The 25,742-nt window shown below is 74.2% G+C and carries 15 protein-coding genes and 1 tRNA gene; 7 read left to right on the top strand and 9 right to left on the bottom strand.

The window, feature by feature from the left end:
- Positions 1–233: 233 nt before the first annotated feature.
- A tRNA-Pro gene (locus WME73_RS03295) sits at positions 234–307 on the bottom strand.
- Between the two features lie 457 nt (positions 308–764).
- On the opposite strand from WME73_RS03295, the gene WME73_RS03290 reads away from it, so the two are divergent.
- Entirely contained in the window at positions 765–1,373 is a 609-nt protein-coding gene (locus WME73_RS03290) for a response regulator (RefSeq protein ID WP_012233257.1), read from the top strand.
- A 75-nt stretch (positions 1,374–1,448) separates the two neighbouring features.
- Here WME73_RS03290 and WME73_RS03285 read toward each other — a convergent pair whose 3' ends face one another.
- Positions 1,449–2,165 carry a TlpA family protein disulfide reductase gene (locus WME73_RS03285; RefSeq protein WP_437914698.1) on the bottom strand — a complete coding sequence of 239 codons (717 nt, stop codon included), beginning with the start codon at positions 2,163–2,165 and terminating at the stop codon, positions 1,449–1,451.
- 65 nt (positions 2,166–2,230) lie between these two features.
- Between WME73_RS03285 and WME73_RS03280 the strand changes: the two genes are divergently transcribed.
- On the top strand, positions 2,231–3,490 hold the full coding sequence (locus WME73_RS03280; protein WP_437914697.1) for a chorismate-binding protein: 1,260 nt from the start codon (positions 2,231–2,233) through the stop codon (positions 3,488–3,490).
- A gap of 10 nt (positions 3,491–3,500) precedes the next feature.
- On the opposite strand, the gene WME73_RS03275 is transcribed toward WME73_RS03280, so the two are convergent.
- From WME73_RS03275 to cysS, 4 genes are all read right to left on the bottom strand, one after another.
- Positions 3,501–4,946, bottom strand: coding sequence for a protein kinase domain-containing protein (locus WME73_RS03275; RefSeq protein WP_437914696.1), 1,446 nt, complete (start codon positions 4,944–4,946; stop codon positions 3,501–3,503).
- 418 nt (positions 4,947–5,364) lie between these two features.
- Positions 5,365–6,444 carry an AgmX/PglI C-terminal domain-containing protein gene (locus WME73_RS03270; RefSeq protein WP_437744117.1) on the bottom strand — a complete coding sequence of 360 codons (1,080 nt, stop codon included), beginning with the start codon at positions 6,442–6,444 and terminating at the stop codon, positions 5,365–5,367.
- 50 nt (positions 6,445–6,494) lie between these two features.
- A complete protein-coding gene (locus WME73_RS03265) occupies positions 6,495–7,451 on the bottom strand; it encodes a DnaJ C-terminal domain-containing protein (RefSeq protein ID WP_437914695.1) in 957 nt (318 codons plus the stop codon).
- 158 nt (positions 7,452–7,609) lie between these two features.
- A complete protein-coding gene (gene cysS / locus WME73_RS03260; protein ID WP_437914694.1) occupies positions 7,610–9,205 on the bottom strand; it encodes a cysteine--tRNA ligase in 1,596 nt (531 codons plus the stop codon).
- Between the two features lie 63 nt (positions 9,206–9,268).
- On the opposite strand from cysS, the gene WME73_RS03255 reads away from it, so the two are divergent.
- The 5 genes from WME73_RS03255 (at position 9,269) to WME73_RS03235 (ending at position 13,931) form a co-directional block, all read left to right on the top strand.
- Positions 9,269–10,045 (top strand): rhomboid family intramembrane serine protease, encoded by a 777-nt coding sequence (locus WME73_RS03255; RefSeq protein WP_437914693.1) that lies wholly within the window; start codon positions 9,269–9,271, stop codon positions 10,043–10,045.
- 125 nt (positions 10,046–10,170) lie between these two features.
- The gene (locus tag WME73_RS03250) at positions 10,171–10,731 is read left to right on the top strand and encodes a hypothetical protein (protein ID WP_437744113.1); all 561 of its coding nucleotides are present in this window, start codon (positions 10,171–10,173) and stop codon (positions 10,729–10,731) included.
- Positions 10,728–11,681, top strand: a complete 954-nt coding sequence (locus WME73_RS03245; protein ID WP_437744112.1) for an MlaE family lipid ABC transporter permease subunit — start codon at positions 10,728–10,730, stop codon at positions 11,679–11,681. Before WME73_RS03250 ends, WME73_RS03245 begins: the two co-directional genes overlap by 4 nt.
- A gap of 26 nt (positions 11,682–11,707) precedes the next feature.
- Positions 11,708–12,175 carry a hypothetical protein gene (locus tag WME73_RS03240; protein WP_437744111.1) on the top strand — a complete coding sequence of 156 codons (468 nt, stop codon included), beginning with the start codon at positions 11,708–11,710 and terminating at the stop codon, positions 12,173–12,175.
- A gap of 97 nt (positions 12,176–12,272) precedes the next feature.
- The gene (locus WME73_RS03235; RefSeq protein WP_437914692.1) at positions 12,273–13,931 is read left to right on the top strand and encodes a phytoene desaturase family protein; all 1,659 of its coding nucleotides are present in this window, start codon (positions 12,273–12,275) and stop codon (positions 13,929–13,931) included.
- Positions 13,932–13,966: 35 nt separating this feature from the next.
- On the opposite strand, the gene WME73_RS03230 is transcribed toward WME73_RS03235, so the two are convergent.
- From WME73_RS03230 to WME73_RS03220, 3 genes are all read right to left on the bottom strand, one after another.
- Positions 13,967–14,383: a YkgJ family cysteine cluster protein gene (locus WME73_RS03230; protein WP_437715531.1), complete on the bottom strand. Its 417-nt coding sequence runs from the start codon at positions 14,381–14,383 to the stop codon at positions 13,967–13,969.
- A 273-nt stretch (positions 14,384–14,656) separates the two neighbouring features.
- Positions 14,657–20,650: a hypothetical protein gene (locus WME73_RS03225; protein WP_437914691.1), complete on the bottom strand. Its 5,994-nt coding sequence runs from the start codon at positions 20,648–20,650 to the stop codon at positions 14,657–14,659.
- Positions 20,647–25,419: a hypothetical protein gene (locus tag WME73_RS03220; protein WP_437914690.1), complete on the bottom strand. Its 4,773-nt coding sequence runs from the start codon at positions 25,417–25,419 to the stop codon at positions 20,647–20,649. The genes WME73_RS03225 and WME73_RS03220 overlap by 4 nt, the downstream gene beginning before the upstream one ends.
- Positions 25,420–25,742: the final 323 nt, after the last annotated feature.

The raw sequence follows: 25,742 nt of genomic DNA, 5'->3' as shown, positions 1-25,742 counted from the left end.
ACATTTCAGACGCTTGGCGGGTCCGAAACGGATCAAAAAAAGATGTGCGGGATCCTCAGACGTGGACGTGGTCGTGGACGTCCACGTGGTCGTAGTCGTGGACGTAAACGGCCAGACGTCCACGTAGACGCCCACGGCCAGGAAGCCCCCCGCTCCCCGTCTTCCCGTCGGCAGGCCCAAACGACGAAGGGCGGCCATCAGGCCGCCCTTCGTGGATCCCCAGATGAACTAAGTCGGGGCGAGAGGATTTGAACCTCCGACTCCTCGGTCCCGAACCGAGTGCGCTACCAGGCTGCGCTACGCCCCGTTCGCTGCCCCAAGAGCAACGCCCGCTGAACAGCGGGCGCGCAACATCGCCAAGAGCGAGCCGCTTGTCAAGACGAAATGATCAGGGCTCCACGGCCGCACCGCGGGCTCGCACGGCATCCCCGGGAGCGCCCGCGCACCACATGACCGTCAGATGACAAAAAGTGGCAAGAATTCGCTCACTTCGGGGTCGCCCCGGCGCCCCGGACGTTTCACGAAGCCAAGAATCGTGGGAGCGCAAGAAAAATGTCCCGTCCTGACTTGCTCAGGCCGTGTTAAAGTGTCACTGGAATCCCGATGTTGCCGAAAGGAAGCAGAGAGCGAGGCGTCTGGTGCGCCGGTGAGGGCCTCGCCCCCTGCTCGCGCAACTTGAGCAGGGGACCGCACGGGCGGCCCCTTCCAGAACGGACCAGGGCGACCGGCCGGCTCCGGCGGTCGTGACGTGAGAGGAGGAACAGGTGGCAATTGAGCTTCCCGCTGTACGCATTCTGATCGTCGACGACGACCGCGCGATCTGTGACTACATGCAGACGCTTCTCGAGCGCGACGGGTACCAGGTCAAGACGCTGGGCGACCCCACGACCGTGGAGGAAGAGGTCCGCACGGGCGGCTACCACCTCATCATCCTCGACCTGATGATGCCGAAGCTCGACGGCATCGAGGTGCTCAAGCGCATCCGCAAGGTCGACAACGACATCGCCGTCGTCATCTTCACCGGCTTCCCCAACCTCGAGAGCGCCGTCGCGTCTATGAAGCTCGACGCGGTCGATTACATCAAGAAGCCGTTCAACGTGGACGAGTTCCGCGAGGTGCTCGCCCGCGTCATGCGCAAGAAGGGCCTCGCGCGCACGCCCGAGGAGCAGCTCCACCGCGTCATCGGCGACACGATCAGGAACCTCCGCAAGGACAAGGACCTCACGCTGAAGCAGATGGCGCGCCGCACGGGGCTCAGCGTGTCGCTGCTGTCGCAGATCGAGCGCGCCGAGTCGTCGGCGTCCATCTCGTCGCTCTACAAGATCGCGGTCGCGCTCGAGTCGCGCATCCAGGACCTCTTCGGCCACTACTGATCCGCTCGCCGAGCGGCGACGCCTGGCCCGCCGCGCGCGCAGCGTGGACGCGCGCGCGCCCGGGCCAGCGCCGGCTCAGCGCCGCGCGCCGCGCTCGATCGCCGCGTCGAGCTCGTCGAGCGCGAGGCCGGCGATCGCCTCGACCCGCGCGCCCGACGTGTCGAAGACGATCACGTACGGCAGCTTCGAGACCTGCTTCAGGTACCGCCGGGCGAGCGGGCTGTCCCAGTCGACGATGTCGAGCTTGCGGTACGCGACGTCCTTGCGGGCCTCGAGCACCGTGACCATGTGCGCGTCCAGCTTGCGGCAGGGCATGCACCAGGCCGCCACGAAGTCGATGACCGTGACCTTGCCCGGGACGATCTGGGCGCCGAGGTCGGGGATGTCCGCGCCGCCGTCCTCGATCGTCCGGGCGTCCGCGCCCTCGGGGAACGTCGCCCAGCCGAGGTACTGCCCCTGGCCGGCGCCGAGCACCGCCTCGAACCCCTCGTCGGCGGCGAGCTGCTTCACGGTCCCCGCGACGTCGAACGACCGCGACGCGGTGACGGAGATCTCGGCGCGGCGCCTGTCGAAGGCGGCCGAATAGACGCCCGGGCGCTCGCGGAGATCCGCGACGAGCTCGGCGCCGCACGCCTCGCAGTCGATCTTCCGCAGCGAGACGACCGTGGTGCTCGCGCCCTCCGGGGCGGGCTGCGCGCCGCCGCAGGCAGCCGCCAAGCTGCCAAAGGCGACCAGCCAGCCGCCGCAGGCAGTCAAACCAAGGGCCGAAGAGAGGGCGTTCGCGCTTCGCACCGCGTCCTTCGAGGTACCTTGCCCGCCTTCTCCGCGCGGCGCAACGTCGTGTAGGCTGGGCTGCGATGAGCTCCGTCGTGACCCGCACCCTGCCGGCCGATCACGTCACGCCGGTCCGCGCCTACGCCGCGCTCCGCGCCCAGTCGCCGGGCCGGTCGTCGTTCATGCTCGAGTCCGCCCTGCCCGGCGAGCGCTGGGGCCGCTACGCGATCCTCGGCTACAGGGCGCGCGCCGAGACCCTTCTCCCTAGCGGGTTCGACCCGTTCGCGACGCTCGCGGACGGGCTCGCGCAAGCCGCGGCGGCGGACACGCGGAATGCGCCGGACGCACAGGGCACGGCGCGCGACCTGGCGGCCCGCGTCTGTCAGGCCTGGGTCGGCTTCCTCGCGTACGATGCGGTGCACCTGCTCCTGGGCGTCGAGCCGTGGCCCGACGAGGCTTACCTCGGACGGATCATGAAGGACGCGACCGTCGTCGTGTTCGACAGCGTGGCGCAGACCATGACGATCGCCGGCCAGTCGCAGGGCGCCGTGAGCCGATGCGCCTGGGAGCTGTCGCACGGGCCAGAGCAGATGAGCCTCCCCGCGCTCGATCCGCACGCCCTGCCAGAGCACGTCGAGACGCCGGTGGCCGACGAGGACTTCGCCGCGAAGGTGGCCGCGGCGCACGAGCGCGTCGCGGCCGGCGAGGCGAAGGAGGTCGTGCTCGCCCGCAGGTTCCGAGCCCCGCTGCGCGGCGCGGATCCGTTCGACGTGTACCGGGCGCTGCGGGTGCTCGCGCCGTCGACCCACCTCTACTTCCTCGACTTCGCGGAGTCGCCGTTCGCGCCGGGGCTCACGGTGGCAGGCGCGTCGGGCGAGACGCTCGTCCGTGTCGAGCGCGATCCGTCGGCGGGGCCGAGCGCAGGCGACGCGTCGCCCGTCGAGGCGCTGCGCGCCGCCTTCGCGCGCGGCAGCGCGGTCGGCGCGCCGGCGGCGCACGCGAGCGGCGTCAGCCGCCGCCTCGAGGTCGGCCCGCGCCAGATCTACGGCGGCTCGGTCGGGTACTTCGGGCCGGAGGGCGCGGAGATGGCGCACACGCTCGGCGCCGTCTGGGTCGAGTCGGGGTACTTCGAGACGATGACCGGCGCGCGCATCGGGAACGGGAGCGACCCGCGCGCGGCGTCGGAACGGACGCGCGGCGACGCGCGCGCGGCGCTGTCGGCAATCCGCGCGGCGCAGGAGGCGCGCAAGGCGAGCGACGCGGCCGCGGAGAAGAGGGCCGCCGCCGAGAAGGCCGCCGCCGAGAAGGCCGCCGCTGACGACGACGCGGTCCGGAGCGCGTAGCGCGCAGCGCTCAGTCGTGCAGCAGGCTCTGGCGCACGCGCGCGCCCGTGGGGGCCGCCCCCGTGGCGGTGCCTGGCCGCGCGAGGCGCGACGAAGCGGCGGCCTGGGGCGCGGTTGCCGCCGCGCGGGCGCCGCGCTGAGGAGGCTCGGGAGGCGCCGGCCGAGCCGGCGGCGAGGCGATCGCCTCGAGCGCGGCGGCGCGCGCCGCCTGGGCCTTGCCGGCGGCGAGCGCCGCCGTGAGCACGGCCGCCCTGGCGCCGGTCGCGGCCATCGCAGGCCTCGGGCGCTCGGGCCGCGTGAGCGTCACGAACGTCGCGACGCCCATCAGCGCGACGAGGCCGACGGGGAGGAGCCAGCCCAGGCGCGCGGGCGACGCGAGCCCGCGCAGCACGGTGGCGCTCTCCGCGCCGAGCAGCGTGTCCGGCGGCGTCGTGCGGCTCGCGGTCGGCGGCTCGGAGCCGGCCTCCGGCCCCACGACGGCGCGAGGGGCCGCCGCGTTCCCCTGCGCGAACGCCGCGATCGGCGCCCGCACCGAGGCGATCCCGGAAGCGCGCGCCGACAGGGGCGGGCGCGGGAGGCCAGAGGAGGGCGGCGGCGCGTGCTCCGCGATGCGAGCGAACGACGACACCATCTCCTCCACCGAGCGGAAGCGCCGGGCCCGGTCGCGCGCGAAAGCCTTCTCGAAGAAGCCGTCCAGCGCGGCAGGCAGCCTCGGCGCGAGCCGCGTCGCGATGGGCACCGGCGCGAGCAGGATCTTCGAGGCGACGACGCTGGCGATGTCGCCGGGGAACGGGAGGTGACCGGTCACCGCGCGAAACAGGATCGACGCCAGCGACCAGAGATCGGTCTGCGCGTCGAGGGTCCGCTCCGCCCGGATCTGTTCCGGACTGAGGTAGTGGAGCGCGCCCGCGCTGATCTCCGCCGCGATCTCGCCGACGAGCCGTGGCGCGACCGCCCTCGGGAGGCCGAAGTCGAGCACCTTCACGACCTCCTCGTCGCCCTCCAGCGCGAGGAAGAGGCTCTCCGGCCGGAGGCCCTGGTGAAGGAGGCCCGCCGCGTGGGCGGCCTGCAGGGCGTCGCCGGCCTGCGCCGCGACGCGCGCGGCCTCGTCCAGCGAGAGCCGGCCGCGCCGGACGAGGCGCGCCGCGAGATCCTCGCCGGAGAGCAGGTCCATCGCCAGGTAGACCACGCCGTCCTCGGTGCCGTGATCGCGCACGCTCACGACGTGCCGCGACGAGAGCTCGGCGGCGGCGCGGACCCAGCGGTCGAGCCAGAGGATCTCCCCCGTGGCGCCGGCGTCGGGGTCGAAGAGCTTCAGGGCGACGCGAACGCCCAGCTGGAGCTCCCGCGCGGCCCAGACAGAGCCGCGGTCGCGCGCGATCCGCGCGAACGGACGCGCGAGCTGCCTCTCCAGCAGATACTTCCCCCCAACGATGGTGCCCGGTGAGATATCCATGGGTTACCTGAGCCTCCTCCCCCACCGTAAAGTTGCACATACGCCATGCGGCGCAATTTGGCGTTGCGGGTCGCTGCACGGTTTGCTTGTGCGACCGCCTCGACCGTGCAGGCGGCGGGAGCGTTCGCACCGCACGCCGCGCGCGGAAAGAGGCGAGTCGTATCGCGGAGCACAACGAGCCCGTCCCGGTTGGGGCAGACCGAACCCGGCCTCCGAGGTCGGTGCAGCGTCAGGCGCGGCGAGGAGCCTTACCTGGCCAGGCGGAACCAGGGCGGTCGCGAAGCGGACACCGGGGCGTAGAACGGGACGTACAACGGAGCGAAGCCCCGAGGAAACAGAGCCGGTTCCGCCCGCGCGACGTCGCCTTGAAGCGGCGCAGAAATCCGGCCAGAGATGGCCGGACTTCTGGCGGGCGGAACTAGGGTGCTGAGGGCTGCGGGTCGGGCGAAAACCGGAGCGGTACGACGAAGCGCAGGTCGCCGCCCTCCGGCGCCGGGAACGTGAGCGCTCGCGCGCGCCGGAGCACGCAGCGGGTGAGCCGTTCGTCCGGGAAGCGCGACTCGGCCTCGAAGGCCTCGTCGACAGCGCCGCTGTCCGTCACGTGGAAGCGGATCGCGAGGCGTCCCCAGAGCGCCGGCGCGCCCGCGAGGGCCTCTTCGTAGCAGCTCCGCCACACGGGCAAGGCCTCGGCCAGGGCGGCGGAGATCGCGTCCGGCTGGAGCTCGCCCGGGCCAGGAGCGAGGACGGACGGCGGAGGCTCGACCGGCTCGTCGCCCGGATAGACCTGCAGCGTGGCCACGACCGTCGAGCCGGCCTTGGCCCCGGGGAGCGGGAGCGACCGCGCGCGCGCGGTGAGGCACGAGACGACGTCCGGCGCGGAGAGCGTGGACGAGGTGGCGCGCGCCCCGGTGACCTTGCCGGCGCGGCTCACCGTGAGCCGCACCGTGGTCTTGCCGTGCAGCGTCGGGTCCCGGTACGCGCGCAGGCGGTAGCACGAGTAGACGTGGATCCAGAGGTGCCGCCGGGCGATGCGCTGCACCTCGCTCGCCTTGAGCGGACCCTTCACGTGGTCGATGTCCACGATGATCCTCGGCAGCGGGTGCCCCTCGGCCGGAGGCGGCGGCGCGGGAGGATCCCCCCTGCCCCCGGCGTTCCAGCGATCCCGCTCCGCCGCCTCGGCCTGGCCGCGAGGCACGAGGTGGCGGCCGAGCTTGTAGGGCGGATCGATCGCGATCGAGGGCCCCTGCGAGGCGCCGCGCGCGTCGCCCTCGGCGGCCGCCGCGGACGGGTCCCCGAGGGAGGCGCCCGGCGCCGCAGGAGAGACCGCCGGAGGCGCGGCCGGGGCGCGCAGCTCAGTGGAGGAGGCGGCGGCCGCCAGCGCGCCCACCCGCCGGGGCGGACGCCCCGGCTGGGCGGCGGCCGGGGCGGAGAGGCCGGCGGCGCGCGGGGCCGGGCGCGGCGGCGCCGGCGAGGCGCACGCGGCGAGCGCGATGGCCATCGCGAGGAGCGGACCGCACGCGCGGCCCGCGCCGCGCCGGGAGGCCGCGCTCAGAACCGGAGATCGCCGCGCGGCGCCTCCACCTTGCCGTCGAGCGCATCGATCGCCTTCGCGACCTCGGGGTCGTCGACGGTGGGGACGTGCACCACGAACTTCACGTAGAGATCCCCGGGCTCCTTCGCCTTGCGGGCGATGCCCTTGCCGCGCAGCCGCATCACCTGGCCGGTCTGGGTGCGCGCCGGGATCTTGAGCGTCACCTCGCCGTCGGGCGTGGGGACGCGGATCTTCTCGCCCCGGTAGGCCTCGCCCAGGGTGACGGGGACGTCGAGGTGGAGGTCGTCGCCCTCGCGCTTGAAGAACGGGTGCGGCGTGACGTGGATGTTGAGCAGCAGATCGCCGGGCTCGCCGCCGCCCATGCCCGGCGCGCCCTGGCCGCGGATGCGCAGGCGGCTGCCCTCGGCGGCCCCGGGCGGGACGCGCACCGTGACCGGCTCGGGATCACCCTCGCGCTGGAGCTGGAGCGTCGTGCCGCGCACCGCCGACACGAAATCGATGGTGAGGTTCTGCTCGATGTCGCCGCCGCGGCCGCGCGCCGGCTGCGGGCGGCGGCCCGCGCCGCCGCGGCCACGGCCAAAGAGGTCGCCGAGGATGTCGCTGAGGTCGCCTCCGGCGGGGGCGTTGCCGAAGATCTCCTGGACGTCGAAGCCGCCGGGGCCGCGGCCCCCGCCGCCGGCCCGCGCGTTCGCGTAGCGGCGGTAGGCGCGGGCGCGCTCGGGATCGAAGTTCTGCGAGAGGCTCTCCTCGCCGAACTCGTCGTAGAGCGCGCGCTTCGTCTTGTCGCTCAGCACCTCGTGAGCCTGGTTGATCTCCTTGAACTTCTGCTCGTTGGCCTTCCCCGGGCTCTTGTCCGGGTGGTACTTCATCGCGAGCTTGCGGAACGCCTTCTTGATGCTGTCCTCGTCCGCGTCGCGCGAGACGCCGAGCACGGAGTAGAGATCACGAGCCATGGTCGTCCGTCATCGTTCTGGTCCGCGGGAGATGCGAGGCGCGCGGACCGCTGCGGGCCTTCATCGGGCCGAAACCTAGATCTCCCGTCGGTCCTCGTCCACTGGGGGCAGCCGCCTGCACGAGCGTCAGCGGTGGAACGCGCGCGGCGCGGCGCGCCTCAGGCGCTCACCCGGAATGTCGTACCGGTGGGAGAGTCGGCAACCTCGATGCCGTCGCGCTCGAGCTCCTTCCGGAGGGCGTCGCCCCGCGCGAAGTCCTTCGCGGCGCGCGCCGCGGCGCGCTCGGCGAGCTTCGCCTCGATCGCCTGCCGGGTCGTGCCGAGGAGCCCGAGGCGCTGCTCCTGCGTGCGGGCCTGGTAGACCGGAGACGGCGTCTGCAGCAGGCCGAGGACGTCGAGCGAGGACCGCAGGGCCGCGTGGAGGCGGCGCGCGAGCGGCGGGGCGGCGCGGGCGACGTCCTGGTCCTTCCCCCGCCGCTGCGCGGCGTCGGCGAGCTCGTTGGCGGCCTTGGCGACCTCGGCGATGATCGAGAGCACGACGGGGGTGTTGAGGTCGTCGTCGAGCGCGGCGGCGGCGCGGCCCGGCGCGCCGTCCGCGAGCGCGGCGAGCGCCGCGAACCCCTTCGGGAGCCGCGCCGACAGCTCCGGCGCGGCGCCCTCGCTGGCGGGCGGGCCGGCGAGCGCGGACGGCGCGGAGAGCGCGGACAGTCGATCGAGCGTCGCATACAGGTAGTCGACGCGGCGCTCGGCCTCGACCACGCCGGGGAACACGACCCGGCCGTCGTCGCGCTTGTGGGTGTCGAACTCGAGCGGACCCCGGTAGTGGACCGTGAGCAGGAAGTAGCGGAGCGCCTCCGGGTCGTTGCGCGCGTAGACGTCGCGGAGCTTGACGAAGTTGCCGAGCGACTTCGCCATCTTCTCCTTGTCGACGTTGACGAAGCCGTTGTGGATCCAGATCGAGGCGAGCGGCGCGCCGTCCGGATGGGCGGCCTCGCTCTGGGCGATCTCGTTCTCGTGATGGGGAAAGACGAGATCCATGCCGCCGCAGTGGACGTCGAAGCCGGCCCCGAGGTAGCGGCCCGCCATGGCGGAGCACTCGATGTGCCACCCGGGGCGCCCCTTGCCCCACGGGCTGTCCCAGCCCCACCCGCCGGGGGCGACCCCCTTCCAGAGCGCGAAGTCGAGCGGATCGCGCTTGTCCTCGCACGGACCGACGCGCGCGCCGACCCGCAGCTCGTCGAGGTTGCGCTTCGAGAGCTTGCCGTAGGAGGGGAAGCTGCGGACCGAGTAATAGACGTCGCGAACGTCGCGAACGTCGCGAACGTCGCCGGGCCGCTCGACGACATAGGCCACGCCTCGCTCGATCAGCCGCTCGACGAAGGCGATGACCTCCGGGATGTGCTCCGAGACCTTCGGCTCGACGTCGGGCGTCAGACAGCCGAGGGCGGCGACGTCCTCCTGGTACAGGCGAGCCATCCGCGCCGACAGGTCCATGGGGGGCTCGCCGGACTCGGCCGACCGCTGCAGGATCTTGTCGTCGACGTCCGTGACGTTTCGAACGTAAACGACGCGGAGGCCGCGCGCCCTCAGGTGGCGGACGAGGATATCCGGGGCGAGCGCGGCGCGGCCGTGCCCCACGTGCGCGACGTCGTAGGTCGTCGGGCCGCAGCAGTACATGCGGACCTCGCCAGGCCGCCGTGGGGCGAGCGGGGCGAGCTTCTGGGTCAGCGTGTCGTGGAGGCGCAGGGCGGACATCGGCCGGGGGTCTATCAAGGCAGGCGGATGCTGTCACGGGCCCGCGTGCTTAAGGTGATCGCGATGCTGCCCGTCCGTGACCAACTGCCCACCCGCAAGCTGCCGGTCGTCAACTACCTGCTGATCGCGCTCAACGTCCTCGGTTTCTTCTGGATGCGATCGACGATCGCGGCCGGATTGCCGCCCGACCGGCTGCTCTCGGCGTGGGGCCTCGTCCCCGAGCAGCTCCTGGAAGCGCCGAGCGACGCGTGGTGGACGGTCTTCAGCAGCATGTTCCTGCACGATCCGACGGGGTGGGCCCACCTCGGCGGGAACATGCTGTTCCTCTGGATCTTCGGCGACAACGTCGAGGACGCGCTGGGCAGCGCCCGCTACGCGGCCTTCTATGTGCTGTCCGGGATCGCCGCCGCGGGCGCGCAGGTCGTCATCGATCCCGGCTCGACGATCCCGATGGTGGGCGCCTCCGGCGCGATCTCGGGCGTGCTGGCCGCGTACGCGTCGCTCTACCCGCGATCGCCGATCACGGTGCTGAACCCGATCTTCCTCCTGTGGTTCATCTTCGGGCTGTTCCTGGAGCTCCCGGCGTGGCTGGTCATCCTCGAGTACTTCGTGGTGAACCTGCTGAACGGGCTCGGCTCCATCGGCGTGCGCGGCGGCGGCGTGGCGTTCTTCGCGCACCTCGGGGGGTTCGTCGCCGGGCTCTTCCTCGTCCGCATCTTCATGACAGGGCGCACCCGGCGCGAGCACGAGCGCTGGCAGCACTTTCGCCCGTCCCCCCGGCACCCCGCTGCCCGCCGGGCCCCGCCGTGGGACGCGCCGCGGCGGCGAGACTCCTGGTGAGGTGCGGCGCCCTGTACGCGGCGCGCGGCGAAAAAGCCGGTGAGATCCGAAGGATCTCGCCGGAACGGCCAGGCTGCTCGCGGTTCGCCCAGGATGCAAAAGCGTGATAGCGTCGGCTCGCAGCGATGCGACGACCCCTTCGAAGGCGCCTCACCGCCGCGGGTTCTGCGGCCGAGGCAGCGCACCCCCGAGCCTGGCTGCTCGCCGTCGCGATCGCGCTCGCCGGCTGCGGAGGGTCGTCGTTCGACGGAACGGTCTACCGCGGCACGGACGTGGCGTTCCGCGTGCCCCCGGCGCCGGCGAGCTGGAAGCGGCTCGAGGTGTCGGACGCGGCGGTGGCGTACCGCGACGACGCGAACGGGGCGACCATCGCCCTCAACGGGCGCTGCCGGAACGAGGAGGACATCCCGCTCGTCTCGCTGACCAACCACCTCTTCCTGCACTTCACCGAGCGCGAGGTGCTGAAGCAGGAGGTCGTGCCGTTCGACGGCCGCGAGGCGATGCACACCGTCATGTCGGCGAAGCTCGACGGGGTGCCGAAGGTCTTCGACATCTGGGTGCTCAAGAAGAACGGCTGCGTGTACGACATGCTCCTCATCGCCGATCCCGCCGGCTACGCCGCCAGCGAGCCGGCGTTCACGCGGATGGTCCGCGGCTTCTCGACCCTGCGCACCGATGACCGATGACGACTGATCGCAAACGGCCCGTGGCGGCGCCGCCGCCCGCCTCGAACGGCCCGCCGGCCGCCTCCTCCGGCGGGGGCTCCACCAGCGTGCCCCCGCAGAGCCTGCCGCCGAACAGCGTGCCCCCGCAGAGCCAGGCGCCGAACAGCCTGCCCCCTCCGCCGCTCCCCCCGCTCCTCGCCCGGATCAACGAGAACGCGGTCGGGTTCGTCGAGCACCTCGGGCAGTTCGGGCGGATGACCTGGGGGGCGCTCAGGTCGATGTTCGAGCGGCCGCTCGAGATCCGCTCGACCCTCTATCAGATGGAGGCGCTCGGCGTCCGCTCGGCCGCCATCGCGTCGGTGACGGCGCTCTTCGTCGGGATGGTCATGGCGGTGCAGTTCGCCATCGGCCTGCAGAAGTTCGGCGGCATGGAGTACACCGGCCGCATCATCGGCCTGTCGTTCTCGCGCGAGCTGGCGCCGACGCTGACGGCGGTGATCGTCGGCGGCCGCATCGGCGCCGGCATCGCGGCCGAGGTCGGGTCGATGGCCGTCACCGAGCAGATCGACGCGATCCGCGCCCTCGGCGCCAGCCCGCTGAAGAAGCTCGTCTTGCCGCGGCTGCTCGCGAGCGTCGTGGTGATGCCCGTGCTCGGCGCGTTCGCGCTCGTGCTGGGCTTCGGCGGGGCGATGCTGGTCTGCGCGACCGAGTTCGGCATCCCCGCCGGCTTCTTCCTGCGGACGGCGCTCGGATCCGTCACGTTCATGGATTACTTCAGCGGGATGTACAAGACGCCCTTCTTCGGGGCGATCATCGCGCTCGTCGGGTGCCACTTCGGGCTGATCACGCGGGGCGGAACAGAGGGCGTCGGCCACGCGACCACGCGCACGGTGGTCGTGACGTCGATCACCATCCTGATCGCCGACTTCTTCCTGACCAAGATGTCCATCCTGCTCTTCCCGACCCGGTGAGCAGGGCCGGTCCGGGAGGCGCCCAGATGCCGCCGCCGACGCCGCAGCGAACGCTGGCCGGGCTCCTGCCGGTGCTGCTGTCCGGGGTGCTGTTCGGGGTGCCGTTCGGGGTGACTGCGTGCCAGGGGGACGCCGGGAAGGAGGGCGGGGTCGCGGAGGCGAGCGACGGCGGCGCCGCGCTCCCGGAGGGCACGCCGGTGCCGCGGCGGCCGACGCGGCACTACCACCTCCGCCGGACGGACGACGGGTGCGAGATCTTCTGGATCGACGGGGATCTCGTCTCCGCGTCCCAGGCGGTCGTGTGCCCGCCCGACCTCGAGGTGGGCGAGCGCCTCCGCCTGACCGGCAAGACATGCCTCCGCGAGTCGGCGCAGACCCCCGCGCGCGCCGTGCCCGTCGTCTGCCCGCTGCCGCTCATGAACATGGAGAAGGCGGACAGGACGCCGCCCGACGCCGGGGCGCCGCCCGACGCCGGCAAGCGAGGCGGCGGGTAAACGACGGGGAAGCGACGAGCGAGAGGCGGGGCCATCGAGGGCACAAGCGCGCAGCCGACCACGTCCCTGGAGCATCGTAGTCCGGAGGGGTAGCGTCATGCGGCACGCGGATACCGTCGTGATCGGATCGGGCGCCGGCGGGCTCACTGCGGCGCTCGCGCTGGCGCGCGCGGGACAGAAGGTGCTCGTCGTCGAGCAGCACTACCTGCCCGGCGGGTGGACGCACAGCTTCTCGTTGAACGGGTACCTGTTCAGCCCGGGAGTCCATTATATCGGCGGGCTCGGCCCGGGGGGCGCCGTGCGGCGGCTCTACGAGGGGCTCGGGCTCTCGGGAGATCTCGAGTTCTGCGAGCTCAACCCGGACGGGCTCGATCACCTGATCATCGGCGACGAGCGGCTCGACGTGCCCAAGGGCCTCGATCGGCTCGTCGCCCGGCTCACGGCGCGGTTCCCGCACGAGGCCGCGGGGATAGCGCGGTACTTCCGTGTCCTGCGCGGGGTCAACGACGATCTCGGGCGGCTCGAGGCGATGCTCGAGTTCCCGAGGGTGCTTCTCGCGCCGTTCAAGGCGCCGAGCCTCGTGCGCTGGGGCCTCCGCACCCAGGAGGATCTGCTGGACGCGACGATCCGCGATCCCCTGCTGCGCGCGTTCCTGTCGGCGCAGGGGGGCGATCACGGGCTGTCGCCGTCGCGCGTGGCGCTGCCGGTCCACGCGGGCATCGTCTGCCATTACATGGACGGCGGGTACTACCCGCGCGGGGGCGCGAAGCGCATCCCGCTCGCGATGATCAGGGCCCTTCGCCGGCTCGGCGGGCAGGTGCGGACGCGGGCGCGGGTGAAGCGCATCCTCGTCGAGCGAGGGAGAGCGGCCGGCGTCGAGCTGGAAGGGGGAGAGGTCCTGCGCGCGGCGAGCGTCGTCTCGAACGCGGACCCGGCGATCACCTATGGAGAGCTGCTGCCGCCCGAGCTGACGGCCCGCGAGCGCCGCAAGGTCCAGCGGATGGAGTACTCGGTGAGCCTGCTCAGCGTGTTCTGCGCGGTGGACATGGACCTCCGGTCGATGGGTTACGACTCAGGCAACTACTGGTGGTACCGCGAGCGAGACGTGGGGCGCCTCTACGAGCGCATGGAGCACCAGCTGCCGCGCGGGGCGGTGGACGGGCTGTTCCTGACCATCACGACGCTGAAGGACCCGGGCCACCCGACCCGGGGCAACCACCACACGATCGAGATGTTCACGTTCGTGCCCCACGGCCCCTTCACGCGCTGGGAAAAGACCCGCACGGGCGAGCGAGGGGCGGACTACGAGGCGTTCAAGGAGTCGATCGGAGATCAGATGATCGCGGCGGCGGAGAACGTCATCCCAGGCATCTCGCGCGCGCTCGTGTTCCGCTCGGTGGCGACGCCGCTGACCAACGACTTCTACTGCGCCACGTACCGCGGCGCCGCCTACGGCACCGCCAAGACGAGGTGGCAGCTCGGCCCGCTGTCGTTCTCCATCGGGACGAGGATCCCGGGGCTGTACCAGTGCGGGGCCAGCACGCTGAGCCACGGGGTGGCAGGCGCCGCGATGTCAGGCCTCATGGCCGCGCAGCGGATCACGGGCGCGGCGCGCGCTGAGGATCTGCTCGGGCCGGCCGACGGCTCGCTGCGGATCTACCCCGCCGATCGGCCGGAGGAGTGGCTGCACGAGCGGAGGAAGGCGAGCGCGGCGGCGCAGGCGGACACGGACGACGAGGTCCACGAGGGGACGTGAGCCGCGCTTGAGCCGCGCTGCCGCCCTATCGAGCGCTAACCGGCCGGCGTCCTGGACCGGAACGTGATCTGCACGAGCGGCATCACGTCGGGATCGTCCTGTGTCTCCCGCTCGAACTGGAGCACGTCGTAATAGCCGCACCGCGGCCTGCCCGGGTAATCGCGGCAGACCTCGGGCCGGGCCTCGTAGATGGTGCAGCCGCGGGTCGTGAGATCGAGGAAGCGGCAGACCCGGCCGAGCACCGGATCCGACTGCCGCCGGAGGATGCGCTCGTCGTTGTAGCGCTTCGTGAAGCGCTCCTCGGCGGCCTCGAGCGTGAGGCCGAAATGGCGGGCGAGCCGCCGCAGGTCGCGCGGCGTGACCTCGACCCGCTCATAGATGGAGCAGCAGTAGGCCGGGCACTTCGAGCAATCGTAAGAGACGCGGGGCTTGGCCTTGAGGGTCGTCGTCATGGATCGTGAGGGACGTGCAGCCGATGCCGGAGCGAAGAGGCCGAGCGCTCGCTGTCAGGCAGCGGAGCATACGCGGCCGAGCAAGCCTCCGCGACGGCGAAGTGCTCGCCACGGCGCGCGCCCAACATAGCGCCACGGTGCAATCGTGCGATGGGAACGCGATGGGAACGCGATGGGAACGCGATGGGAGCGCGATGCGCGAGGACGGTGGCACGATGACGCGATGAGGCGCGGGCAGCGCGCAGCCACGAGCGCGCGAGCGCCCGCCCGCCTTCACTCGTTGAAGCCGAGCTGCTCCCGCGCCTCGGTCAGGCCGTCGCTCACGGCGAAGACGATGAGGTCGCGCGCCTCCGCGTTGCGCCCGATCCAGGTGACGCGGTCCTTGCCCGCGGCGGGCGGCGCGTTCGTGTTGCCGCCGGACCAGGCGATGCCCGTGAGGACGACGTTGATGTCGCCCACGGCGAGGAACGCGGCCCGGTTCCCCCAGCCGTTGATCGCGGTGTTCAACGTCGAGGCGCGGTTGCCGATCGAGCCGATGACGTCGGCGGCGAGCACGCTGATCTTCGGATCCACGCCGCCCGCCATCACCCGCTCGATGCGGCCGTGGTACTCGCGCAGGCGCCCGGCGTCCGCGCCCTGCGGCGACCACGTCGGGACGAACGCCTTCAGGTAAGCCGCGAGCAGCGGCCAGAGATCGATCGGCGCCGTCCGCGAGAAGGCCGAGGCGTTGGTCTGGAGGATCTTGACGGCGCGGTGGATGAGGGCGACCCGGACGTCCTCGCGCGGCGAGGTGACGAGCGCCTGGCCGAGGACGATCTTGGGCGGGCTCGTGGACGCCGGCACGCAGACGGCGCCGAGCGCGCCCGTCATGTAGACCTGCAGGCCGGGGAGGCCGTACGCCGCGCCGATGCCGCGCGCCAGATCGGTGATCTCGGCGTGCTGGGGCGGCAGCGGCGTCGCGCGGATCGAGTCGAGATCGAACGGCACCGCGGCGTCGAGCAGCGGGCCCGTCTTGAGCAGGAGCTCCCGGAACGCGGGGGTCATGAGCTCCGGCGCGAGGTGGGCGTCGAGGCGGGCCGCGCCGGCGGCGTTGCCCGCGCCGCCCATCGCGGCGTCGCGGCCGTCGAGCGCGTCGACCGTCGCGCGCGCGATCTTCGCGGCGCCAGCGCGGCCGCGGAGCTCCGCGACCGTCGCGACCGTCGAGAAGAGGTAGGGCTCGAAGCGGCCGGTGTTGAGCGCGCGGCGCGCGTCGGCGAGGGCGCGATCGAGCAGCGTGGTCGCCGCGGAGGCCTGCTCGGTGCGCTGGTAGTAGCGGGCCAGCGCGCCGAGCGCGAAGTCGTCCTTCGGCCACGTCTTGCGGGCGGTGAGCAGCGTGGCCTCGGCCTTCTTCGCGTCCCCCATCGCCTCGTAGATCTCGGCGAGCTCCGCGGTGCGGCGGCACTTCTGCTCGGGCGCCTCCGCGGCGTTGATGAGGAGGTTCTGCTGCTCGAGCGCGCGGGCGCCGTCGCCGGCGCGCTTGTAGAGCGAGACGAGGCGCTCGCGCGCGCTCACGTCGCCCGGCGAGCGCTTCAGGATCTCCTGGTACGCGAGCTCGGCGCGCTCCGCGTTCGGGAGGTGCTCGTCGTAGAGCTCGCCGAGTCGGAGGTAGATCGCGACCTGCTTGGCGGGCTCGGGAACGAGGCGCGCGAGGCGGATCCACGCCTGCTCGGCGCCGGCCCAGTCGCCCTCGCCGGCGCAGACGTCGGCGAAGGCGGACAGGGCCTCGACGTGATCGGGGTTCGCGTCGAGCGCGGCGGCGAGCGCGCGCTTCGCGGCCGTCGCGTCGCCGACGTCGGCGAGCGCCCGGCCGCGCAGGACCTCCATCTCGACCCGCTCCGCGGGATCCGTCACCGCCTCGAGGCGGCGCTCGAGGAGCGCGGCGAGCTCGGCGCGCGCCCCCTCGGCGATGTAGATGGCCCTGAGCCGCGAGAAGACGTCGGCGTACGACGGATCGACCGTGGCGACCGCCTCGAGGACGTCGCGCGCCCGCGCGACGTTCTGGACCTTGTCCTGCCAGAGCACGGCCGCGGCGTAGAGCGAGTGCGCGCGCCCCTCGGGGCCGACGCTCGCGCCCGCGGCAGACTCGAGCGCCGCGGCGGCGGCCGCCGGGTCGCCGCCGCGATCGAGCGCGTCGGCGAGATCGAGGTGCGCGACGAGGTAGTGCGGGACGAGCGTGATCGCGTGCCGGAAGAAGGCGACGGCGTCCTCGATCGAGCCCGCGAGCAGGGCGTCCCTGGCGGCGCGCACCGAGAGGGCCGCGGCCTCGGACGGGCGATCGGTGCGCTCGATGAGCTGGCGATCCGCCTCGATCGCGAGGGCGTGATCCGCCTTCGCGCGGGCCTGGGCGGCCATCTGGCGCAGCGCCCAGATGCCGCGGGGCTCGTTCCTGTACGCGATCTGGACCGGCTCGAGCGCCTCCTCCCACGGGAGCACGCGCAGGCGCAGCCGCGCGGACAGGAGCGCGTGGGCGATCGCCTCCGGGCCGTCGAGGACACGCGCGATCTCCAGGGCGATCGGCTCGAGCTCCTCGTCGCGGCCCTCGCCGATGAGGTAGGAGGCGACCCGGCGGAGCGTCGGCAGGTGGTGCGGCGTCTCCTCCAGGATGGAGCGGCGCCAGAGCAGGGCGCTGCCGGCGTCCTTGCGCCCGTGCTCGTCCAGCTCCGCGAGGCGCTCGTAGATGTCGAGGCGCTCCGCCGCGTCCGCCGCCTCGCGGGCGCGCGGGATCAGGGCGTCGACGAGCTCTCCTGTGCCGTGGCCCGCGACGGCCGCGCGGTAGAGGGCGATCGGCGCGAGCGCGTTGTCCCCGGCGGCGATCGCCTGGCGGGCGCACGCGGCGGCCTGCGCGAGGTCGCCGGCGCGCTCGTGGTCGAGGGCGGCCTCGAGCGCGAGGCGAGCAGCCTCGATGCCCACGGCAGCGCGGTCGTCACCCGAGCGGCCCGCGTCGCCATCGCCGCCTGCGTCGAGGGCGCGCAGGAGCTCGGCGGCGCGCTCGGCGCGCCAGGAGGCGCGGTCGGCGGGCGGCTCCGGCGCGAGCCGCTCGAAGAGCTCGCGCAGGCCGATGTCCTGGGGGCGCGAGCGGTGCGCCGTCTCGAGGAGCGACGCCGCGGCCGCGGGGTCGGCCTCGGCGACGAGGAGCGCCTCGCGGACGAGATCGTGAGCCCGCTCGAGGGGGTCGGCCGCGCCCTCGCGGCGCGTCCTGAGCCACTCGAGGAGACCGTCGCGGTCCACCCGGGCGCGCGCGCTCCGCTCGCCGAGGTGGAGCGCGACGGGGAGCTTCGGATCGATCTGGGCGGCGCGCGAGAGCAGGCGCTCGCCCTCCTCGTTGTCGCCGCCGTCGAGCAGGCGGATCGCGGCCTCGGTGACGAGCACCGCGGCGCGCGGCCCCTCGTCGAGCGTGAGCGCGTGCTCCGCGAGGATGCGGGCCGCGCCGACGCCGCTCTCCTGCGCGGCGCGGGCGCGCGCGGCGCCCTCGTGCTGCGGGTCCGCGGCGCGGGCGCGATCGAGATCGCTCATCGCCGCGCGCTGATCGCCCGCGATCTCCGCGAGGACGGCGGCGGCGAGCGCGCTGTCGCGCTCGGACGCGACCTCGCGCAGCGACGCCACGGCCCTGGCGACGCGGGCGCCGCGATCGCCGTCGAGATCGAGCTCGAGCGCGAGCGCCCGGAAGAGCGGGCTCTCCGGCGCGGTGTCGCCGTACGTGACGACCGCGCGGGAGAAGGCGTCGCTCGCGTCGACGCCGCCCTCGGCGGGGACGGCCTCGCGCGAGAGCGCGCGGCCGAGGGCCGCGGCGGCGCGGGCCCTCGGGCCGCCGAGGGGGCGCACACCCCTCGACGCGGGCGCGCCGTCCACCGCGGCGTCGCCGCCGGCGTCGCTCAGGGCGGCGCTCGCCGCGGCGCAGAGCGGCGCGAACTCGGGATCGTCAGCGAGGGCGTCGAGCCACGGGTCGATCTCGCCCGCGGCGCCGCCGGCGAGCGCCGAGAGGACGATGCGATCGGCCGGCGAGAAGGCGCCGCCGTCGTCGAGCGTCGCGTCGCGCACGGCGGCGGCGTCGCCGAGCTCGATCGCCTGCGCCGCGAGGGCGCGGCGCGCCTGGCCGCCGTGCGAGCCGGCGGCGACGCTGCGGAGCGCGCCGAGCGACGCCGGGCGGGTCTCCTTGCGCGCGGCGCTCAGCGCAGCGGTGAGCCACGCGACGGCGGGCGCGAGCGAGGTGCCGCGCAGGGGATCGAGGGTCGCGAGGCCCTCGGCGAGGTCGCCGGCGCCGAGCAGGGCGCGGGCACGGAGCAGCGCCTCGTACGGCGTGGCGGGGGCGGCGCGGCCGCGCGCCGGCCTCGGGGCGCCGCGGTGCGCTGCGACCTGAGTGCTCGCCGCGGCGAGCGGCGCGAGCTCGGGCGCCTCGGGGAGGCGGAACTTCGCGAGCACGGCCGAGGCCGCCGCGTCCGAGTCCGGCGCGGCGAGCGCCTCGCAGAAGCGCTGGACGTGCGCGCGGGGATCGGCGGGGTGCGTCCGCGCCGCGAGCTCGAAGCGTTTGTGGGCGCCCTCGGGATCCGCGAGCGGGATGCGGCAGAGCTCCGCGCCGAGCACGAGGTTGTGGCAGCGCGCGGCCGGCGTGCCGAGGACGCGGGTCTCGCTCTCCAGCGCCTCGAGCGCGGCGGGCAGATCCGCCTCGCGCATCAGGAGGCCGCGGAGCTGGCGGTGCGCGAAGATCAGGCTAGGGGCGAGATCGCGCGCCTCGGCGGCGATGGCGCGGGCGGTGGCGTCCTCCCCGGCCATCACGTAGAGCTCGGCGACGGGAAGCAGCGCGCGCGCTCGAGCCGCGGGGTCCTCGATGAGCTCGGCCTCGGAGCGGAGCCACGCGGCGCGCGCCGCCCACACGTCGCGCTGCTGCGACTGGACGAGGATCGCGCTCGCGTCCTGCTCGCCGTCGAACACCGAGGCGGGCGGCGGGATCGACGGCAGCGGCGGGAGGCTCTCCGGCGCGCGGGAAGGCGACGACGACGGGCCCGCAGGAGGCGCCGACGGGACGCGTGCTGACGAAGACGGGCGCGGCGGCGACGACGACGCGCGCGGCGATGAAGACGGCACGAACGACGACGACGGCACGAACGACGGCGACGGCCGGACGTGGGACGCCGCGAACGGGCGCGGTGGCGACGACGCGCGCGGCGACGACGAGGGGCGCGGCGGCGACGACGACGCGCGCGGCGATGAAGGCGGACGCGGCGGCGTGAAGGCGACGCCGCTGTCGGGTCTCCGGGTCGCGACGCGCGTCTGCGCGAGATCGTCCTCGAGCTCTTCATCGGTCGGCTCGGTCGACCCGCCGATCAGGCTGGACTCGTCCACGAGCTCGCCGGGATCGCTGTCGGCGGCGGGCTGATCCCAGCGGCTGGTGGAGGCGGACGACTGGCCGGTGTACGGCCGGGTCGTGGGCCCAGGCTCGTCGAGGGCGTTCGTCTCCTCGTCGTCGATGCCGTGCGTCTCCTCGTCGTCGAAGGCGTGCGCCTCCGCGAACCGGCCGCTGCTGGCGCCGCTGGGCGGCGCGAACTCGAACGGGGAGTCGCCGCCGTCGGGGATGGGCGTCGCGCGGTCGCCCGGCTCGGCGGTGTCCTCCTCGAACACAGGCTCCCGGCGCACCGACGGCGGCGGCAGCGGGGGCGGCGGGGCGGCGGGCTGCGGGCGCGGCGCCGTGAACCTCGCGGACGGGGCCGGCGGCGGGATCTTCGGCGTCCGATCGCCGGGCGTGAGCTCCGCGCCGAGCGAAGCCTTCACGTCGCCCGGCCTGCTGCCCGAGCGGGGCTGGGCGGCGGGGCGGGGCAGCGACGGGGGGCGCGGCGGCGGGATGGGCGCCGGGGGCCGGCGCGTCCCGTGCAACGCCGGCGCCGAGGTCACGACCTCGTCGTCGACGTCCTCGGCGCGCTGATCCTCGAACAGCATGTCGAGCAGCGCGTCGCTCTCTCCGGCGCTCTGCGCGGGCCTCGCGGGCACGGGCACGGGCTCGCGGGAGAACAGCTGCTTCAGGCCGCCTTCGCCGGCGCGCTCGCCCTCCTCGGCGCCGCGGATCGACTGGATGAGCTCCTCGGGGATCTTCGCGAGGAGCGTGGCCTCCTCGACGTCGCCCTCCGAGACCGCCGCGCCGTACATCGCCGGCGGGGGGACCGTGATCTTCTCCTGCGACGGCGCGCCCTCGTCGCCGCCGCCAGAGGAGCCCTTGGATTGCGGATTCTTGCTCACCGGACCCCCATGCCGAGCTTCTTCCGGAGCTCGAGGTAGCTCTGCGAGAGGACGAACGCGACCAGCTGGCGCGCCCGCTCGCTCTCGGCGACGACACCGCCGAGCTGCTCGCGCGGGGTATTGAGGATGTCCGAGAGGACCAGCGAGACGTCGCCCGCGGCGATGACGGCCATGCGGTCGATGCTCCTGCGCGCGGCCTGCGCCCAGCGGAGCGGGTCCTGCTGGCTCGAGACGATGCGCTGGCAGACGTCGGCGATGGCCTTGCGGGTCGCGCGCGACATCTCCTTGTGGATGGCGCGCGAGACCTCGCCGAAGACGGCGTAGGGCGGCTGCGGGACCGTGAAGCCCGCCTCGATGCACGCGGCCGCGACGAGCGAGGCGACGGTGCTGTCGTCCCGCGTCCTGAGCGACGAGATGCCCCGGCGCAGCGCGAACGCCTCGCGCGCGATCGCCGAGCGCGAGGCGGCGTCGAGCGGCGTCGTGATCTCGGGGCCGAGCACGAGCGCCGGCAGCTGGCCGTAGACGCCGGTCGCGCCGCGAGGGCTCGGGCCGCCGACGTAGAGCTCGAAGTCCGTCTCGAAGCTGAGCGCGCCCATCCACTCGGCGACCGCCACGCGCAGCGGGTGGCCGCCGCGCGAGTCGATGCGGTCCTTCTTGCCGACGCCGAGCGACACGAGCGAGGGGCCGAGCGCCATGCAGATGGTCTCGGCCATCTTCGCGAACAGCTCGCCGACGGGCCCGGTGTCGAGCGGATCGGCGATGTCGGCCATGGCCTTGGCGTCGAGGGCGATCTGCGGCCGCGCCGGGACGCGGGCGTCGATCTTCCTGAGCTCCGCGGAGATGCCGTCGTCGATGCGGACGAGCGAGACGAGCGCGCCGAGCGTGGCCTGCCGGAGCGCCGCGTCCTGCCCCGCGCCGGCGATCTTCGCGAGGAGCGCGACCCGGTCCGCGTCGATCGGCTCGGACGCGAGCGCCTGGATCAGCGTCGCCTTGGCGCGGCCGAGCACGCGGGTGCGGAAGGCGGGCTCGTAGTCCGTCGTGAGGACGAGATCGATCGCCTCGCCGTCGTCCGGCGCCTCTTCGAGGAGCTTCGCGACGGCCCGCTCGGCGCGGCGCGGCGCGGCGAGCTGATCCCGGTAGATGGCCATCGCGAGGCGCGCCGCCTCGATCCGCCCCTCGGGGGTGTCGCGCTCGACCATGAGCTCCTCGAGCAGGCGCGTCGCCTCGTCCCAGGAGCCGACCCGGGCGGCGACCCGGACGAGGCGCTCGCGGACGACGAGCGTCGACAGCCCGGCCCGGTGCAGGCCGATCAGCACCTCGAGCGCCCTGTCGTGCTCGCCGAGCTTCTCGTAGGCGTCGACGGCCGTGATCCCCGACATGAGGCGCTGCTCCCCCGGCGCCTTCGCGACGCGCGAGAGCTCGGCGTAGAAGGCGGCCGCCTGGCCGAGGTCGCCCTGCGCCTTCGAGATGTCGGCCGAGAGCGCCAGCGCGCCGATGTGGTCCGGCTCGAGCAGCGTCACGTTCTCGAGCGCGGCGAGCGCGTCGTCGAGCTTGCCCTTCTTGCGGAGCACGCGCGCGCGCTCCCAGAACAGCTTGCAGAGCTCGAGGTCGTTGTCCGCCACGCCGAGCCGCTTCTCGATGATGTCGAGCAGCCGATCGTCCTCGTTGCGCGCGCGGACCCGGCGGAACAGCCGGTCGAAGGCGACGCCGCGCCGCGGGTCGCGCGCGAACGCGCGATCGAAGGCGATCTCCGCGTCCTCGTCGGCCTCGGTGTGCTGGAGGAGCAGGAGCCCAGCGCTCTCCCAGAAGCCCGCCCCGCGCGCGTCGTCCTTGCAGAGCGCCCCGAGCTGCGCCGAGGCGAGCGCCGTCGACACGGGGTCGCGCAGCGCCTCGGACGTCGCGCGGACGCCCTCCCAGGCGGCGACGTCGTCGGGCCGCCGCTCGACGACCGCGCGGAACGCGGCGAGCGCGCGCTCGTGATCCCCGGCCGCGAAGTCCGACCAGCCCGCGAGGCCGAGCGCGGTGAGCTGCGCCTCCTCGCCGAGCGCGTCGCCGAGCCCGTGCAGCGCCGCGGCGCGGCGCCGCGGATCGCAGCCGGGGAGCGCGAGCTCGAGGTTGGCGAGCTGCGCGGGCGCGTGCTCGCCCGTGAGGAACGGCCGCGGCAGGTTCGGCTGATCGAGCGCGCCGACGATCGCGGCCGAGGCCTCCATCGCGGCGCGGGCCTCGCCCTCCATGTGCCGCGCGAGCGCGCTCCGCGCGGCGACCTCCGCCTCGCGATCCTCGGCGCCGAGCGCGGCGCCGAGCCACTCGAGCTCTGCGTGCGGGCTCGGGTCGGCCGCGGCCCACGCCGCCGCGCGCGCCGCGGTGCGCGCGCGATCCTGGTCCAGGGTCCGCGCGAGGCGGAAGCGCTCGGCGTGCGCGATCGTCGCGGCGCCGTCGCCGCGCTCCTCGATGTAGTCGAGCGCGCGCTCGACGGCGCTGCGCTGCTCGAGGGCCGGCTGCCAGAGGAGGCGCCCGAGCGCGGCGGCCAGGGCGAGGTCGTCGCTCGCCTGCGACTCCAGCGCCTCGAGCGTCGCGAGCGCCTCGTCGGCGTCGCCGCCCTCGGCCGCGCCGACCTCGAGGCCGAACCGCGACAGCGCGAGCGCCGCCGGGTCCTCGCCCGCCTCGCCGGCGACCTCGAGGGCGCGGCGCCGGCTCTCCAGATCGCCCGCCTCGTGGCCGCGAAGGGCCCAGGTGAGCGCCGTCGCGCCGGCGCGCGGCGCCTTGCCGCGCGCCGCCTCGAGCTCCTCGACGGCGCGCCCGCGCTCGCCGGCGCGCCAGAGCAGGATCGCCGCCTCGATGTGCAGCGCCGCCGAGAGATCGGCGTCGTCGATCGCCGCGGCGCAGGCCGAGAGCGTCGCGGCCGCGGCGGTCGGGCTCCCGGCGCGCCGGTGGAGCTCGGCCAGGAACACCGCGATGACCTCGTCGTCCGCGGATCGCTCGAAGAGCGCGCGGAGCCGGCTCCGCGCGCGATCCAGATCGCCGCCGCGCGCGCTGCGCAGGGCAGCGACGAGCCACAGCCCGCGCGCGGTCTCCTCGCCCTCGACCTCGGCGAGCGCCTCGATGACCGTCGGCGAGCGCCGCGGGCCCGCGGCGCCGGGCTCGTCGCCGCGCTCGCGCCGGCTGCGGACGAGATCGACCGCGAAGGCGCCGAGCGCCCGCCCGAGCCACGCGTTCGGCGTGGCGCCGTCGTCGGCGCCGGCGTCGGCGAGCTCGGCGAAGGCGCCCTCGGCGCCGTCCGCGTCCCCCCGGAGGAGGCGGCTCCGGCCGATCTCGAACCACAGGCTCGCCTTCTCGGCCGGGTCGACGCCCGTCGAGAGCAGCCGCTTCGTCGACTCCTCGTACCAGGCCGCGTCGCCGCGGAGGGCCGCGAACGAGCGGCCGAAGCGCGCGAGCACGCCCGGGTGGACGCCGGCCATGCCGGCCTGCGACAGGGCCGCCTTCGCCGCGCCGACGTCGTCCGTCCGCACCGCCCAGACGTAGGCCGCGAGGAGCAGCGCGCGCCCCCGCGCGTCGTCGCTGGCGTACGAGGCCGCCGTCGCCTCGAGCGAGGCCGCGAACGCGGACGGGTCCTGACCGTCTCCGAGGAGATCGATCTCCAGCGCGCGGGCCGGGATGCACTGCGGGTCGGCCGCGAGCGCGCTCCTGAGCGCCGCGAGCGCGGCCTCGCGATCGCTCGCGAGCGCCGCCGCCTCGGCGACGCGGAGCCACAGGGCCGCGGCGCCGGGCCCGCTCGCGCCGCGCGCGATCTCCTGCTTGGCCAGGCTGGCGGCGGCCTCGGCCTCGCCGGCGGACTCGAGCGCGGCGATGCGCGCCCGGCCGAGCAGCGTCGACTGGGGCAGCCGCTCCGCGGCCCGCTCGAGGAGCGACGCGAAGCCGCCCGTGCCGGCCCGCTGCGTCAGCTCGGCGGCGCGGAGCCACGCGTCGGCCGCGTGCTCCGGCTTGCGTATGGTCCGCGGGACGCCGTTGGCGTCGCCGCTCGCCTCGTCGTCGAGCGCGTCGGCGATGAGCTCCGCCTGCCCCTCGAGGGCGCGCGCGAGCGCGCCGAGGTCCTCCTCGCGCCGGGCGATGACCTCGAGCGCGAGCTGCGACCTGAAGCGCGCCCGCCCCTCCAGCGCGGCGGCCGCGTCGAGCAGCTCGTAGGCGCGCTCCACGTTCTCGGTCGCCGCCGCGAGGTCGGCGAGCTCGATGAAGAGCAGCCCCTTCCACGTCGCGTCCGTCGCGAGCTCCGCGCGGGCCTCCAGCGCGCGCATCCGGCCGGCGAGGTCCCCTTCCTTGGCCGCGATGAGCTCGAGCTCGAGCCACGGGGTCGCGTCCTCCGGGTTGCTGAGCGCCGCCTCCTCGAGCGCCTCCTTGGCCGCCGCGAGGTTCTGCTCGTGGTCCTGGAGGTACGCCGCGCGCTCCCAGAACGAGCGCGCCCGCTCCTCGGGGGTGGCCGCGGCGCGCGTGAGCGCGTCGAGCAGCTTGCCGAGGTTCTTGATCGACTTGCGCCGCGTGAGGATGCGGACCAGCGCCTCGAGCGGCTCGCGGAACTGGGGATCCGCGTTGAACGCGGCGAGGTAGTCGCGCGCCGCCGTGGGCTCCTCGCCGAGCGCCTCCTCGAGCGCGCCGAGCTCGTGCAGCAAGAGCGCCTGGAGCTGCCGCTCCGGTTGCTCGCCTTGCTCCGCGCGGAGCCGCGCGATCAGGGCCGTCATGCTCTCCGCCTGCCCCTCGGGTGCCTGAACCGTCATCTCGCTCGCGACGCCTCCGAACGGGGTCTCATCTGTGCGCACCGCATGACGATGGCGGAGAGTAGCGAACCGAACCTGACGGAGTAAAGCGCGCCGGGCAGGGAGCCGGCTCGAACAGCGTCGAGCCGCGTCGAGTAGCCTGCCTGGCCGCGCGCGTTCGGTAGGTCGAACGGCGGACACGAATGTGCGCGCGCCCGCGCCCGGCGAGGAGATCCGCGGAGCGCGCCGGTCGACCGCGTACGCCGCCGGAACCGCTGGAAAACGAAGAACGGTGGGCGCGCTCGCGCGCGGCGCGACGCGCGCGAGGGGGCGGAGGTCGCTCG

This window comes from Sorangium sp. So ce302, from assembly GCF_051530145.1.
Taxonomy (GTDB): domain Bacteria; phylum Myxococcota_A; class Polyangia; order Polyangiales; family Polyangiaceae; genus Sorangium; species Sorangium cellulosum_B.
This window is presented reverse-complemented; position numbering and strand designations above follow the sequence as displayed.